The sequence below is a fragment of the Saccharophagus degradans 2-40 genome (genome assembly GCF_000013665.1).
Classification (GTDB): Bacteria; Pseudomonadota; Gammaproteobacteria; order Pseudomonadales; family Cellvibrionaceae; genus Saccharophagus; species Saccharophagus degradans.
Genome location: NC_007912.1, coordinates 2,703,001 through 2,718,444 on the forward strand (window position 1 = coordinate 2,703,001; position 15,444 = coordinate 2,718,444).

14 protein-coding genes are annotated in these 15,444 nt (G+C 39.5%); all 14 read right to left on the reverse strand.

Annotation, left to right across the window (positions count from 1 at the left end):
- Positions 1-9: 9 nt before the first annotated feature.
- Entirely contained in the window at positions 10-1,176 is a 1,167-nt protein-coding gene (locus SDE_RS11095) for a nucleotide sugar dehydrogenase (RefSeq protein ID WP_011468593.1), read from the reverse strand.
- Positions 1,177-2,110: 934 nt separating this feature from the next.
- Positions 2,111-3,070, reverse strand: coding sequence for a GDP-L-fucose synthase (gene fcl / locus SDE_RS11100; RefSeq protein ID WP_011468594.1), 960 nt, complete (start codon positions 3,068-3,070; stop codon positions 2,111-2,113).
- A 76-nt stretch (positions 3,071-3,146) separates the two neighbouring features.
- Positions 3,147-4,271 (reverse strand): GDP-mannose 4,6-dehydratase, encoded by a 1,125-nt coding sequence (gene gmd / locus SDE_RS11105; RefSeq protein ID WP_011468595.1) that lies wholly within the window; start codon positions 4,269-4,271, stop codon positions 3,147-3,149.
- Entirely contained in the window at positions 4,271-5,038 is a 768-nt protein-coding gene (locus SDE_RS11110; RefSeq protein WP_011468596.1) for a glycosyltransferase, read from the reverse strand. Before SDE_RS11110 ends, gmd begins: the two co-directional genes overlap by 1 nt.
- Positions 5,035-5,796 (reverse strand): glycosyltransferase family 2 protein, encoded by a 762-nt coding sequence (locus SDE_RS11115; RefSeq protein ID WP_011468597.1) that lies wholly within the window; start codon positions 5,794-5,796, stop codon positions 5,035-5,037. The genes SDE_RS11110 and SDE_RS11115 overlap by 4 nt, the downstream gene beginning before the upstream one ends.
- Positions 5,793-6,737 carry a hypothetical protein gene (locus SDE_RS11120; RefSeq protein ID WP_143710881.1) on the reverse strand — a complete coding sequence of 315 codons (945 nt, stop codon included), beginning with the start codon at positions 6,735-6,737 and terminating at the stop codon, positions 5,793-5,795. Before SDE_RS11120 ends, SDE_RS11115 begins: the two co-directional genes overlap by 4 nt.
- 224 nt (positions 6,738-6,961) lie before the next feature.
- Entirely contained in the window at positions 6,962-8,137 is a 1,176-nt protein-coding gene (locus SDE_RS11125; protein ID WP_011468599.1) for a glycosyltransferase, read from the reverse strand.
- Between the two features lie 18 nt (positions 8,138-8,155).
- Entirely contained in the window at positions 8,156-8,728 is a 573-nt protein-coding gene (locus tag SDE_RS11130) for an acyltransferase (protein WP_143710882.1), read from the reverse strand.
- The gene (locus SDE_RS11135; RefSeq protein WP_011468601.1) at positions 8,718-9,602 is read right to left on the reverse strand and encodes a glycosyltransferase family 2 protein; all 885 of its coding nucleotides are present in this window, start codon (positions 9,600-9,602) and stop codon (positions 8,718-8,720) included. Before SDE_RS11135 ends, SDE_RS11130 begins: the two co-directional genes overlap by 11 nt.
- Positions 9,603-9,632: 30 nt before the next feature.
- Entirely contained in the window at positions 9,633-11,018 is a 1,386-nt protein-coding gene (locus tag SDE_RS11140) for a lipopolysaccharide biosynthesis protein (protein ID WP_011468602.1), read from the reverse strand.
- Positions 11,019-11,050: 32 nt separating this feature from the next.
- Positions 11,051-12,118 carry a TDP-N-acetylfucosamine:lipid II N-acetylfucosaminyltransferase gene (locus tag SDE_RS21320; RefSeq protein WP_011468603.1) on the reverse strand — a complete coding sequence of 356 codons (1,068 nt, stop codon included), beginning with the start codon at positions 12,116-12,118 and terminating at the stop codon, positions 11,051-11,053.
- Positions 12,119-12,559: 441 nt separating this feature from the next.
- Positions 12,560-13,546, reverse strand: coding sequence for a Gfo/Idh/MocA family protein (locus SDE_RS11150; protein WP_143710883.1), 987 nt, complete (start codon positions 13,544-13,546; stop codon positions 12,560-12,562).
- Positions 13,543-14,310 (reverse strand): NDP-hexose 2,3-dehydratase family protein, encoded by a 768-nt coding sequence (locus tag SDE_RS11155; protein ID WP_011468605.1) that lies wholly within the window; start codon positions 14,308-14,310, stop codon positions 13,543-13,545. The genes SDE_RS11150 and SDE_RS11155 overlap by 4 nt, the downstream gene beginning before the upstream one ends.
- Entirely contained in the window at positions 14,311-15,444 is a 1,134-nt protein-coding gene (gene rffA / locus SDE_RS11160; protein ID WP_143710982.1) for a dTDP-4-amino-4,6-dideoxygalactose transaminase, read from the reverse strand.

A 15,444-nucleotide genomic window follows, 5' to 3' on the forward strand; every position in this document is an offset into this window, starting at 1 on the left:
ACCGTACCGCTAATCGTTGTTAAATAGGTCGCGCGTGTACACTTTATCGCGCACGTCGGCTAGCTCTTCCACCATGCGGTTGGCAAGAATAACGCTACTTAAAGCTTTAAACTCATCAAAATCGGCTATTACATCCGAGCCGAAGAATGTTTCTTCTTCTAGCACCGGCTCGAATACCACAACACGAATACCCTTAGCTTTAATACGCTTCATAATGCCCTGAATAGCAGAGGCACGGAAGTTATCGGACCCGGTTTTCATAATCAAACGATACACCCCTACTACCTCTGGGTTTTTCTTGATTATAGAATCGGCGATAAAGTCTTTGCGGGTGGTGTTGGCATCCACAATAGCGCGAATTAGGTTATTTGGTACGTCGGCGTAGTTAGCCAGTAGTTGCTTGGTATCTTTAGGTAAACAGTAACCACCATAACCAAAGGAAGGGTTGTTATAGTGCTTACCTATACGTGGGTCTAACGCTACCCCTTCAATAATTTGCTTAGAGTCTAACCCATGGGTTTCTGCATAGGTATCTAGCTCGTTAAAGTACGCTACGCGCATAGCCAAATAAGTGTTAGAGAACAATTTAATGGCCTCTGCCTCTGTGCTATCGGTAAACAGAACTTCTACATCTTGTTTAATAGCACAGCTTTGCAACAATTCGGCAAACTTGGCAGCACGCTCAGACCGCTCACCAACAATAATACGCGATGGGTGAAGGTTATCGTATAACGCACGGCCCTCACGCAAGAACTCGGGCGAGAATATAACGTTAGGCGTACCAAAACGCGCACGCACATCCACGGTGTAACCCACTGGCACAGTAGATTTAATAACCATAACCGCACTAGGGTTATGGGTCATTACATCTTTAATTACCGACTCTACAGTATTGGTATTAAAGTAGTTTGTTTCTGGGTCGTAATCTGTTGGCGTAGCAATAACTACAAAATCTGCGCCTTCATAGGCAGCGGCTTTATCTAAAGTAGCTACCAGGTTGAGTGGCTTATGTGCTAAAAAGTCCTCGATTTCCACATCCTGAATAGGCGAAAGCTTGGAATTAACCATTTCCACACGCTCTGGCACCACATCCAAGGCCACAACGGGGTATTTTTGGGCTAACAAAACGGCATTAGACATACCTACATAGCCTGTGCCTACAACAACGATTTTCATTTATTTATCCATTATAGAAAGATTTAAATATGGGAATAAGTGAGATTATACTTTCGAGATAAAAACAGCCTTGGTAGCCGTGATTAACTACCACAAAAAAAGGTGGCATGTGTAGACCAATAGTCACCAAACCTTCCCCCCTTTAAATTTGTAATGTTTTGCATTGCACATATACTCAATATCCAACAAAACATTCGGCTAGAATCCAAACCAGTCTTATTAGCCTAAATTAATTTGTAGAGCTCATTTAATTCTTCCCTATAGATTTGAATTCGCGCTACGCACAATATCACTGTAAGGAGTTCAATATATCCCTCTTTGCCACTGCCCAAGATCGATCGAACCCCTAACTCACCAAATTTAGCACGCACAAATAAACTACAACAGCAAATTCTCCACTTAAGGTAATAACAAATATACCTTACTACTAACTATTTGCCTGAACTAAACCTAGAATTGGATATAAGCAGCGCGCCCTGTTGCAAATAGACAGAGTCAATAAGATGCCTCAGCAAGGGGCGCGCAGTTACGGCTGTGATAATCGAATTACACACCACTAGCCCCAGCTTCACCGCTGATAAAAATATATCTAAATAATAGCCGCGAGCCCAACTGCCGGCAAGCCTACGCTACACTTTAAAGGCTCACCGCTAGGTGATATGTATTGAAAGGAAAAATCTAACACAAAGCACAATAAACTGTAGCACTAAGAAATTCAAATAATAGGCTGCTTACTCCAGTAAATATAAGCTGTTTCATTCGAGTTTCTATACACCAATAGAAAGCAAGGCGTAGACTGAGGGTAAAGCAAACTGACCATGACAGGGAAACACAATTCAATCCCTTAGAGTCAAGAAGTGATAAGTTTCAACTGCCAGCCCAATCAGGGAAATTCAAACCCAGCTCAGGTTTAACAGAATATATACCAGAATTATCAGCACCTAAATTTATCATGATTCTCTAAAAACCACTCATAGGTTCGAGCCAACCCAGAATGCAAACTTATAGAATGCCTCCAACCTAGAGCATTTACACAAGAAGTGTCCATTAACTTTCGAGGAGCACCATCCGGCTTGGACGAGTCAAATGTGATTTTACCCAAATACCCTACCACTCCAGCTACGGCCTCGACCAATTCACGAATAGTGCAATCAACCCCCGTACCGACATTAATATGACTTAACATTGGTTGCGTATTCGACTCATAAACTGCAGCATCTAAATTCATAATATGAATACAGGCAGCCGCCATGTCGTCCACATGCAAAAACTCTCGCCTAGGCGCACCGGAACCCCATGCAACCACTTCTGGCACGCCACTCACCTTAGCCTCATGAAATCGTCGAAGCAGGGCCGGGATAACATGAGAGTTTTCAGGGTGGAAATTGTCATTTTCCCCATATAAATTAGTTGGCATTACGCTGCGGTAATTACGTGCGTACTGTCTATTGTACGATTCGCACAATTTAATACCGGCTATTTTTGCGATCGCATAAGGTTCATTTGTCGGCTCCAAAATACCTGTTAACAAGGCTTGCTCTTTCATCGGTTGTTCTGCAAATTTGGGGTATATGCAAGAAGACCCCAAAAATAAAAGATCATTAATACCAGCCAAATGCGCCGAGTGCACGATATTGCACTCGATCATTAAGTTTTCGTAAATAAACTCAGCAGGATACGCATTATTCGCGACTATTCCTCCTACTTTTGCCGCTGCAAGGTAAATTTGATCAATTTCTTCATTTTCAAAAAAAACTGTAACACTATCCTGATTCAACAAATCAAGCTGAGTCTTATCGCGCAATATCAATTCAACATCTGGCTGTTTTTTCAATTGGCGCACAATAGCCGACCCAACCATTCCTTTGTGTCCCGCAACAAATATTTTTTTCATGTTTAATCGCTTTTATTGTAAATACGCACATCGGCAATCAGAATGCAAACTCTATTACAGAATAGAAAAAACAACTTCACTCTACAGAAACATTCACATCATGGCCATGAGCTAAAAGCAAAGCATGTTGCTTTGCCAGACCTAGGTCACTAGCGACCATTTCCGCACACATTTCTTCCACTGATATTTCGGGCACCCAACCTAATTTCGCTTTGGCTTTTGCTGGGTCTCCCAATAAAGTTTCAACCTCTGCTGGCCGAAAATATTTAGGGTCAACTTTGACAATTTGATCCCCGACTTTCAAAGCAGGAGCCTTATTAGGGTCTACAATAGAAACTACAGTGGCCACTTCATTAATGTGCTCTCCACTAAACTCGAGTTCGAAACCCGCATTTATTGCAGACAACTTAACAAACTCGCGAACCGAAATTTGCTTACCTGTAGCAATAACAAAATCTTCTGGCTCTGCTTGCTGCAACATCATCCACTGCATTCGAACATAATCTTTCGCATGCCCCCAATCACGAAGAGCATCCATATTGCCCAAGTATAAACATTTCTCTACTCCCTGAGCCACATTAGCAATACCACGGGTGATTTTACGAGTAACAAAAGTTTCACCACGACGCGGCGACTCATGATTAAATAAAATACCATTGCAGGCAAACATACCATATGACTCACGATAGTTAACAGTAATCCAATAAGCATACATTTTAGCCACTGCATAAGGAGAGCGCGGATGAAAAGGCGTGGACTCATTCTGCGGGATTTCCTTAACCTCACCAAAAAGTTCGGACGTTGAAGCTTGATAAAACCGCGTCTTCTTCTCCAAACCTAAAAACCGAATAGCCTCTAGAATACGTAAAGCACCTATTGCATCAACATCCGCTGTGTACTCTGGACACTCAAACGAAACAGCAACATGTGACTGCGCCCCCAAGTTGTACACCTCATCTGGTTGCACTTCTTTTAAAATGCGAGTTAAATTTGACGAATCAGTTAAATCTCCATAATGCAAAAAAAAGTTGGCATTTTCTTCATGCTTATCTTGATATATATGATCTACACGCGCAGTATTAAACAAGGATGCCCGACGCTTGATACCATGCACCTCATAGCCTTTTTCTAATAGCAGCTCAGACAAATAAGATCCGTCCTGACCTGTTACCCCGGTAATCAGTGCTATTTTCCTAGCCATCATACTCCCCTATCTTTTAATTTTTTTGCAGTTAAGGAACCTAATTCCGGCGCTATACATTTGATCAAATAAACAATCAAACTAAAACTGACCATCACGTATTTCACCATATAATTTTTCGGTAAAGTCATTTGAGCCTCACACCTTTCTCGCCACACTTGCACTCTTCGAGCTTTAGAGACCTCACTGGATACTCCATCCAAGCTATAAGTACACAAACACTCTCGATACTTGAGTGGTACAATTTCGTTGTAGTGGCTAAGAGTATGCTGGTAGTCCGAGCAAATCCTGTACTTTAAATTAAAGCCATCAGCAAGCAACTCCCTCCTATAAATCATGTTTTGGTGATTCAATGCGCTCCGCATAAAAAAACCAAGACTAAATTTCATTTTAATTTCGCCACCGGCTGTACATACATCAGAATAAATCAGATTACCCTCAACCTCCAAGCTCAAAAACTGGAGTAATTGCTCTGAATTACAGCTTACAATGTCCCCACAATTCACAAACCACAACCACCTACCCGTGGAAATTTTAATACCTTTATTCATAGCATCGTAAATTCCACCATCTCTTTCCACCACCAAGTGATCGATTTTTTTAGAAGTATCTTTAATATCCCCAAAACTAGCATCATGTGAACCACCATCAATCACAATAAATTCCACTTCTTCAAACGCTAGAAATGGCAACAACGACTCAACAGTTTTTTTATAATTTCTCCCTGAATTATAGTTAACCGTCACTATTGAAAGAATTTTATTCATAAATAGGTTTTCTTAATGCCATTCACTATATAACAAAGAATATATTTAAGGGAGCGCGCAAAACGCAAACCCAAGAATCCCCTGTAAACATTCCACTGCCTTGCAATCTCAATATACTTTTTACTAGAAACTCCATTCTTATGGACTCTATAACTTGCTAAAACATGAGGGATGACGCTAAACCTCTCACCAAAGTAATCTAGAAGTACAAACCAGTATGCATAGTCTTCCTTTGCTATAATAGGCATCAGCGGTCGCATAAAGCTATCCACACCGCCAAAATCAACAACTACCGTTAAACAGCCCACACTGCATGTTCGCAATAAATCTTCCCTAGACAATTTGGATTCAGGTACATTAAATTCATCCAAACAAACCCCATCTTCGGATATTAGACGGTAAGAGGAGCAGGTAAGCCTAGACCCACTCCCCATCATGTAGGAGACGTGCTTACTAAGCTTGTCTTTATCCCACAAGTCATCTGAATCTAAAAATGCCAAAAATCGCCCTCGGCTATTTTTAATCCCATAATTCCTGGCCTCAGCAGCTCCCTTTTTTTTGCATTTCAGCAGTTTAATTCGAAAGTCTATCTTCGCTAAAGTTTCAATAATTGATACACTACTATCAGACGACATATTATCTATGATAATCAACTCAAAACACTCATAGGTCTGCGCCAATACGCTCATTATACTTTCAGCAATAAATTTTTCCGAGTTATAGCAAGGCATTACAATTGAAACCAGCATTCCACTCATATCAAACTTTTCGCTTTAAACGATGATGGGAAAACCATTAAAACTAAAAAACTAAAAAAGCCGTAAGGCAGTAAATAATCAGGCCTCTGAAAAAAAAGAAGTAATATTGGAGCCAAATAAAATACACACTTGGCACGCAAGTATCGAACAGACAAATAAAATAAGGGGATGTATAATGGAATAAAAAACACACCACCAATTGCTAAAAAATAAAAAATATTAGCTCCAAAAAATTCATATTTTCCAGCCGAATTAAAACCCACCCCAAGCAGAGGACTTCCAAAAAAGTATTCTATCGCATTCTTAGTAACTGCTGCCCTAGTGTTACCTGCACCTCCGTTAAATATTGACTCCAGCCGCCCAAAAACCAAACTATCAACCACCTGACCAACAGGCGAATAAACGATTGCGATTGCCAGAAATAAGAACAACCCCCAAAAAACTAACGTAGACTTTAAATTTTTAACGTTGACTTTCGATAGCTGCAGCACCCCAAAAATCAAAAAAAAAGCCATTGACATAGTAAGAAACCCCGACACTATAAGAGTAAGCTTTTGGTATACTCCCCCCCTATTCATTTCCAGAAGTATATAGGCTGTACAAACGATTAACGCAAAAGTCCCTGGCTCGTCAAAATAAAATGCCATACGGGGGAAGCTTATTCCACCAAATTGATATAAAGCATTTGAAGTTGAAAAAATGTAGTTGTACGCTAGTCGCTCATCAGGGTTGAGATATTGTGATATGCCATCATAATCAAATTGAGAAAATACGAAGCCAATCATTACAAACACAGAAGCGATCAAAGCAAAGCGAATATAGAAATCAACTAACTCACACCTACCAATACATGTAAAACAAAAAACTGCAAAAAGCATCAATACTAAAATTCGAAACCCGCCAATCAAACCACTAGAATATTCACCGTGAATAATGGCCATAAAAAAATAGCACACAGCTATCACCGCTATAACACTATAAAACCGTAGTTCCTTTACATCAATTCTGCGACAGCCGATTCTGAACAACCAGTACAAACACAAAATTGCCGCAAGAATCTTGCTAACCACAAATGCTCTAGAATGACTGAAAAACATAAAAAGCAATGTACCCGGAGGCGAACACAGACAAAAAACCACCAGACTTAACCTGTCAAAAAAACGAATCATGACAACAATTCAATTTGTTGCAAAACAGCTTCTGGCGAATATGTTTTTCTAACATGCTGTCGACGATACGCACGCGATTGCAGCACCCCCGCCCCAACCCTATCTATTAGCCAAACTAAATTTCCGACATCAATAGTATTGGAAAGCAAGCCAAGCTTATTATTAGTAATAATATTGGGCATACCGCCAACCTTAAATCCGACAATATAACAACCAACTGCAAGAGCCTCCAAAACCACATTTGGCAAATTATCAACCCTCGAAAGAGAGACATAAATATCCGCTTCACTTAAGCAGGATATGAGACTCTTATTGCTTAGCTCACCCAATACCTCCACATTCTCAAACAACAGCGCTTTGTCATTTATAAATTTATCAAGCGCACCAAATATTTTAACATAGCAGTCAACTCTATTCATCATTGTTAAAAATGCTAAAATAAGATCCCCCCCCTTGTGCCATGAGTTAACATCAGCTGCACCTAAAATTATCACAGTCCTTCCACAACTTACTCTTCCAAGAGTAGATGGGCAATCCAAAATTGAATATGGAATTATATTTGGTATTGTAGGAAATAATCTGCACGCTTCGGGAGATTCAAATTGAGCAGAATCCGAATAGTAGCAATCTAACAATTTTTGCCTCATCCAATCACTAGGCGCAATCACAGTTACATTTTTCGACATCAATAACTCTCTTTTTATTTTCGCCGAATAGCGCTCAAAGCAATACATCACTCCTCTATTCTTTGCTTGAAACTTTTCAGAAATATGTGAACACCCTCCAACCCACCATAAATCATGAGCAACAACGTACACTCGCTTTTTCAACGAGCTTAACTCACCCAACGAAACGAGTTCAGCCCCGACCCAGTGTACTACCAACACATCATAATTATATTTATTCAAAACACGAGAGACGCCGGTAGGGAGGACATTAAACGATCGAATGCTATCCTTTTTATCCGCGCACTGAAACAACCTAAAAAACAAGAAATATAGCTTTTGAATACAAAAAATAATCCTCGGCAAAACCTTATCCGAATCTGGACCAGCCTTCAAACTTAAAAACACAGAATCCATTCGATTATCTAGCATGCTTTCATGAAGTCGCATAGCAGATATTGCCGCTCCTCCCTTGTCAGCAGATAAGGATAAATGTAAATATTTCACTTTATAAGTTCGCCCAAGCTATGCCTTACGACTGCCTATTACTTTCGCAGGCACACCAGCCACTATGTCAAACTCATTCACGGGACGAGTTACAACAGCACCAGCACCAACGATAGAGTTTGCAGCTATATCATTCATTATTACAGATTTTGTACCAATCCATGTATTATCTCCAATTCGGACGGTCTTCAACAAGCCCTGAGACTTTCTGAATAGCGTATCCAAATCCCGAATATTATGATGATGCGCCCCACTCATCACAGATACTCCGGCCGCAATCACCACATCATTACCAAGCTCACATCTTGATAAGAGACTATACTCTTCAATAGTACAATCGTTTCCTATTGCCACATCCTCATAACAAATATAAGCCCCAAAGAAAACAGTCAAACCATCGCCACATTTTTTTAAAGTAGAACTGTAAAAATACCTACGCACATAAACCCCTAAAAGGCCATTAAATGTGGAAACGGAAATAGCAATATCCTTATAGTGAAACAAAGACGTTTTAAACTTCGCCACATAGTAAGACGATATAATATAACCAAAAAGCTTTAGTATTGCTTTTGCTATATTCTTAATTGGCATAATACCCCCATAACAATCGAATCAATTTGATCGCTTTAGCCAAACCTAACTGCTGCACACAAAACACCCAAAAACCTGCAACTCGACGCTCTTTGTATGCAACGTAAAAAAAATCTTTAGCAAAATACCCGATCAAAGCTTCCTCTGTAATTAACTCTTGGTATTCAATCACCCATTTCTTACAAAACTCAAATTTCGCACCCTTTGATATAAAGTTTTTACTTTCGTTTTCCACCCAATAGGATTTTGCGACCGGAAACATACAAAATGAGACGCCTAATTTTTGAGCTCGCAAGCAAAAATCGTAATCCTGATGCCTCACCAACCTGGGGTTGAACATTACGTTTCTAGCGACCACTATTGGCATTAACCACGAGCTTGTTTGTACAACGCCTTTATCTAAAAACAGATAATTAGATATATCTTGCCCCCTATAGTTTGAGCCTATCACACCCCCCTTCTCACCACGTCTACATTTTATGACTGGTGAAAAGAGTAAATACTCTTCATACTGAACGTTAGACAAGAAGTCAAAATAACACTTCAACTTATCCGCCATCCAATAATCATCATCATCTAAGAAAGCAACATAGTCACCTAGAGCCTTTAAAATACCTGCATTTCTGGCTGTTGCCCCATTACTTTCCAGAGCATCATCGTATATATATTTTATATCCAAAGAGCTTTGAAAAACGGACAACGAATCGCAAGCAATTATTGCTTCACTTTCTGGAAAATTACTAAATACAATTAAAACCTCTAGAATAAACTCTGCATTACCTACCAGCGAGCCTACTGATTCTGTCAAATATTCAACACTTGTACTGGCCGGGATTATGACACTAGTAGAATTGTAATGCTTTGTATTTACCATAAGCGCTCCAAACTAAACCCAATCCGAGAATCAACGAAATAATAACGAAGACAAACGCTTCACATACAGTATTAGTAACATTACCAGAACCCCGCCCCAACTGGCTGTTTGAAACCATAAATCCTTCATTACAAGATTTGTAAGCAACAAAGCCAAGATTAAAATCGTGATCCAATAAAGTTTAGAGCCTAGTACGTCCATCCACACCAGATTAGAAAGTACAGACTTCAGCATTACAAAGCATCCAAAAGACAAACATGTTGACGCCGCAGCACCAACTGCTCCATACGAAGGAATGAGACAATAGCCTACTATCAGATTAATAGCCAAAGCAACCATGGTAGCAATCAATGAAAAATGTGATTTTTTAGTAATCCCAATGCCAATCGATGTAATTTCAGATAAAGTATAAAATAACGGGAAAGCCATACAAGCAACTAACAGGAATTTAACCTCTGTATATTCAACAGGTAATATATAATCAACAAGTGGCGCGCATATTCCAACCAGACAAAATAATACAACGATAACAAACAACATGATATCTGCAACCGGCTTAACTTTATTCATGTTTTCCCCACTTTCTACCCATTTATATATAGTTGGCGCCCAGAGCGTTGAAAATACAGATTGCACAACCATTGCAGCCCCAGCGAAACTAACAGATACCGAGTAAATACCGAGCTCATTATAAGTTGACAAGCTTCTTAATAGCACTTTATCCATTGCAGTCAACCCCCAAAATGCAACCCCACCAAACAACAAAGGAAAACCAAACCTAACAACACTGACCCACTCTGTTTGATCTACGCGACATGTAAGGCCTACAAACCAAACACGGCGCGTTTGAAAAATGAAGTATAGCGCAACCAAAAATGCTGAAATGAAATGCGCTTGAACTAAAAACTCATAACCTGCGTTTAATTTAAGCCCCGCACACACACCTATCGCCAAAATAAAAATGAGCTTCGGCAGGATTAAACTAAAAGAAAACTCAAAGCCTTTCTCTTGCATTCGTAAAATAAGGGACAAAAATCGATTTACCAACATAAAAAAACAAAACAAAGCCACAAAACGACCAGCAGTTTTAGAATTTGTATCGAACAAAAAATCACTATATAACCGCGGAAAGAGCAGACCTAGCACTAAAAAAACGACAGCCACTATAATTGGCAAAAAAAACACCGTTTTAAAAAGTCTTGCTTCGCTGTCAGCTGCATGATACTCACGAACAAAAGCTTGATCCAACCCTAAACAGCTAACCATTACAAACAAACCAGCGCAAGTTTGTAACATAGCCATACGACCTATATCATCTGGTGAAAAATACCAAGCACTAAGCGGCAAAGTTATAAACCCTAACGCAGCACTACCTAAAGGCCCAAGAGAGAAACCGAGAATCTTTCTAATATTCACAATTCGATTTAACCTTATTTTCTTTAGCAGAACTATGTAGCATATAGTTTATTTAGCTGATTCTTATAGTTTTCTACTGAAAAGTATTTTTTAATTATCTGATTATTTTTCCGCCGCTGCTCTTGCGTCAACAATTGCCCCTCAAAACGCTCAAGATCCAAAACAGCAACACCCAACTCATTAAATAACTGCCACTGCGTTACATTTGTTCGCATATACACAGTTTTGCCCAAGCCAATCAAGTTAATAGTATTCCCCATAGCCTGCTGTCGCTTATGATCAAAAATTGCTATATCGATATCAGCAAGTAATGCTAAGTAATCTTTTAAGGGAAGAAATTTCGTCAATGGTCGGAAATCATCTCCAAACAATTCTTTCCCATATTGAACAACGTCATCGCGGTACATTTCGTTTCCGTATGACAAGGGCGCATAGATACGCATATTATCAACGCCACTATCCGCGAGCATATCAAATATACATTTATGATTATTTGACGGATCTGCCGAATGCCCTACTAAAATATTTATACTTGAGCCATTTTCATCTGAATTAGATTGTACTCGTTCCTCTTCCGGCTCTACATATATGTTGCTTGGATACATAATACAATCACAGTACCTGCCGACAACGCCCCATCTTTGCTGCGCATATTGATAATCACCCCTAATGTAAGTAACCACACCACCCAATCTTGAACATATTACCCGCCGCAACTTTGATACTATTTTTTCTTTAAAGCATTTTTCTTCTTTAACGTATAGGTCTGCCCCCCACATTACCCAGTAGACCTTAGAAAGACACGTATAGTTAGCAACTAAAAATAATATCAACTTATTATCAAAGAGCCCGTGCACGATTACCTTATCAGCAAACATCATTCTTCGAAATAGACGACAAAGATAGCCTATTTTCTCAGTGTAGGCTCTCGGCATAACTTTAAAGTCACCAAACTCTGGCAGCAAGTACTTCTCATGATAACCAATAATAAAATATTCATGGTCGAAAGAATTACAATTTAACTCATTGAACTCAACAAACCCTTTTATAAACTTATCGAAGGAGCAAATATGCACTACGTTTTTTTTGTCTTTAGCCATAATTCATAAAACCCTGAGCCAATCCCCTACCAGATAAATCGCTTACAATAACCACACCCTAAAAACCGACAATTTCAATCCCAGCTGCTAATTCTACCTACCATATTAGTGACTAAACGATCAACCACAGCAAAGCTGGATCACGACGACAAGCACTGTAAAATTGCGAGCCATACCGAACGCACGCATTACTATTTAGCTTAAAATAGAGCTTGCGCGCAATATGTTTTGATAAACAAAGCGATTTATTAGATTGTTATATCAGCTAACTATGAGTAAGTAGGACAACACCGAGCCAACCTATGCATAGCGCTCACAACAGGACACGAAAAGCCTAACCTCTACCTTCGAAAAATATTAAGGTATGCAACAACCAAACATCCCTACTGCCAAGCACAAATATTGACTTATCCCTCACCACCAACATAAATAAGTGCCGAGCTATCTTCCCTCTTTAAAATTTAGCACTGAGCCTAACAAATCTACTTGATCAGCCATGTGCCGGTACTCAATTTCAAATTCACTTAAAGAAATCAATTCAGATGCATAATTAAACATCTCTACAAAATGATTATCAGGCCCACAGTTTATTTTCTCTATTAAGGCACCATTATTCTTAATCGTTATTTGAGAATCAAAGGAATCCGGTTTTGAAAAGGCGCGCTCCACTAGTAGATGCCCTCGCTCCAACCAAATTCTAATTTGATTTATATAGCTAGCTCCAAACCTCCAGTTACATATAGCAATTTGATTTATATCATTCGAAAGAATCGCATGCCCACCAACATCAACCTCAAATTCTTTCGAAAATAAAACGTGAGCCCATTCCACCTTAGGATTACACCCCAATAAAATTCGCGCGGCAGATAATGTGTAAGCACCCGCATCATAAAGCGCCCCCCCCTCCAACACTTTTGAGTATCTTATATCGTTTTTGGGTAAATGAGGAAATCCAAACTCACACTCTATGCGCACAATCTCGCCATACCGATTAAAATCTAACAGCTCCTGTAATGCCTTGAATTGGCTATGAAAGCGGTACATGAATGCCTCCATGACCAGGACCTCATTGGCACGAGCCATTTCAAGGAGCTCATCAACTTGATCAGCCGAAGTTAGAGCTGTTTTTTCAACCAAAACAGATTTTTTAGCAGTGATACATTTTTTTATTTGTTCGTAGTGGACTCCTGTTGGACTACTCAAATACACCAATCCCACCGCAGAATCTGATAACAACTCCTGCTCGTCAGCATATCTTTTACACCCTGTTTGGGAGCATACGGCTCCAAGTATTGCTTCATTTCGCGTATAAGCCCCAATTAGCTCAACGCTGTCGCAACGCTTAATTGCTGGTATTATATTTTTCTGAGCATGCTGACCTATTGTCCAACACGCAATGCCTAACTTCTTCATAATTACGCTATTCACAAATGTGAAACAATCCCTCGCACATGAGGATTGACCCAAGAGTTCTGCTTTATCAACTCTTTTAGTTGAAAAAGACTTGCCCAATAAAAATTACTAGTAAACTCAATATTCGTTTCTTCAGGCACCTCCACTAACATTCCCCAATTTCTTTTTAAATGCAGTCGACCACCATCTTCTGACATCCATTGAGAAAATAAAACAGCACCACCGTTGAGCTCTGGAGATTCAAAGTATTCTGAGTACATAGGTTTTCTTCCGCCATGAGCCTGCTTTAAATTACTGAAGGTAGCCTGTAGAGTTGGACTTATTTGCACTTTATCAGGATTGCCGGGCTCGGCCTTAGCCTCAACCAAATAGTGAGGTACGCCCTTAATTCTTTTTCTTAGCAAACCCAGTATTCCACCATTGTAACCAACCTGAGTTACGATTGGCTGATCCCAGCCTTCAGAGACCTCCCTACCAGCACTAAACGCAACTCTGACTCCTTGAACAACAAAGAATTCACCTGACTTATGACGAATCCAGCCAGTATCGACATCTATAGACCAATTTGAACATTCGCTAAGCGGAATGTCTTCGACCTCCATTCGACAATTTTTTTGTTGCTCTGAAAACCATTTAATAACCTCACCCAAATCACCGATAACAGACCAGTCACGAAGAGACTCGAACTGGGTCTCGACCCTCAAGTGCGCCACGTCAAACCCATGCTGTCTCAAGTAATTCTTATAGTCGTTAAGTTTAGATAAATATTCAGCCGCCATCTAAATACATCCTTTTATTAAGTCAACTATTCCTGCAACTTGAGTAAGCGTCAACTTATTATGCAATGGTAAGCGGAGCACTCGCTTTGAATATTTCTCTGTTATTGGCAAGGAGTTAATTTCATACCCCATTTTCAACCCCACTGGTGAAGAATGCAGTGGAATATACCCAATATAGGCATGAACATTTCTTGCCCTTAAGAACTCTCGAACCTGATCTGCTTTACTTTCACTATTAAAAACCACAAAAAATGCATGATAATTAGATTTATAATCAACATGAAATTCTGGGTAATACACCACACCGGCTAACTTTAAAGGAGCCAAACCTATTTTATATTCATCATAAATCACTTTCCTTTCTTCTATATTTCTTTCGAGCGCTTCCAGTTGAGCGTACAAAAAAGCAGTTTGTAATTCCGTAGGATAAAAGCTACCACCTATTTCAACCCAAGAATATTTGTTTGCAAGCCCCTTCAAAACATCCTGCCTATTTGTTCCACGCTCCCATATATATGTAGCTCTATTAACAAAACTATTGTCTTTTATAATTAATGCACCAGATAAGCCTGCGTGAACATTTTTTGTCTCATGGAACGAAAAGCAACCAAAATCACCTATTGTGCCGAGCGCCTTATTGTTTAAAAAGCAATTAAATGCCTGCGCAGCATCTTCGACGAGGTAGACTTCATTTGCATCACAAAGCGCTCTAAACTCATTAACTTCTGCACAATAACCACCATAATGCACTACAACTACTGCTGCTGTATTTTGAGTAAACTTTTCTCTTACATCTCGAACATCCATCATCATTGTTTTCGGATCTATTTCTGCAAAAACCAACTTAAACCCAGCCCTCGCAAATGCAGAAGCAGTGGAAGAAAAAGTATAAGATGGTAAAATAATTTCTTGCTCCTGACCTGTTTCTCTCATTAACAGCGCCGCAATCTCAAGTGCAGATGTACAACTATCGGTAATCAAAACATTTTCTACACTTAGCTTTTTTCGAATAAATTCGGCGCACAATCTTGTATACTTACCATTCCCATAAAAATGATCTTGTCGAAAAACATCTTTTAAGTATTTCAACTCGTTGCCCGCTAAAAAAGGCTCATTAAATTTTATCGTTTTCAT

What these genes read in the sequence shown, in the direction of transcription:
- SDE_RS11130 (WP_143710882.1), bottom strand. Translation starts at nt 8,728, where the DNA reads ATGCCAATTAAGAATATAGCAAAAGCAATACTAAAGCTTTTTGGTTAT.
- SDE_RS11155 (WP_011468605.1), bottom strand. Translation starts at nt 14,310, where the DNA reads ATGGCGGCTGAATATTTATCTAAACTTAACGACTATAAGAATTACTTG.
- SDE_RS11110 (WP_011468596.1), bottom strand. Translation starts at nt 5,038, where the DNA reads ATGAATAAAATTCTTTCAATAGTGACGGTTAACTATAATTCAGGGAGA.
- SDE_RS11135 (WP_011468601.1), bottom strand. Translation starts at nt 9,602, where the DNA reads ATGGTAAATACAAAGCATTACAATTCTACTAGTGTCATAATCCCGGCC.
- SDE_RS11115 (WP_011468597.1), bottom strand. Translation starts at nt 5,796, where the DNA reads ATGAGTGGAATGCTGGTTTCAATTGTAATGCCTTGCTATAACTCGGAA.
- fcl (WP_011468594.1), bottom strand. Translation starts at nt 3,070, where the DNA reads ATGAAAAAAATATTTGTTGCGGGACACAAAGGAATGGTTGGGTCGGCT.
- SDE_RS11120 (WP_143710881.1), bottom strand. Translation starts at nt 6,737, where the DNA reads ATGGCCATTATTCACGGTGAATATTCTAGTGGTTTGATTGGCGGGTTT.
- SDE_RS11095 (WP_011468593.1), bottom strand. Translation starts at nt 1,176, where the DNA reads ATGAAAATCGTTGTTGTAGGCACAGGCTATGTAGGTATGTCTAATGCC.
- SDE_RS21320 (WP_011468603.1), bottom strand. Translation starts at nt 12,118, where the DNA reads ATGGCTAAAGACAAAAAAAACGTAGTGCATATTTGCTCCTTCGATAAG.
- gmd (WP_011468595.1), bottom strand. Translation starts at nt 4,271, where the DNA reads ATGGCTAGGAAAATAGCACTGATTACCGGGGTAACAGGTCAGGACGGA.
- rffA (WP_143710982.1), bottom strand. Translation starts at nt 15,444, where the DNA reads ATGAAAACGATAAAATTTAATGAGCCTTTTTTAGCGGGCAACGAGTTG.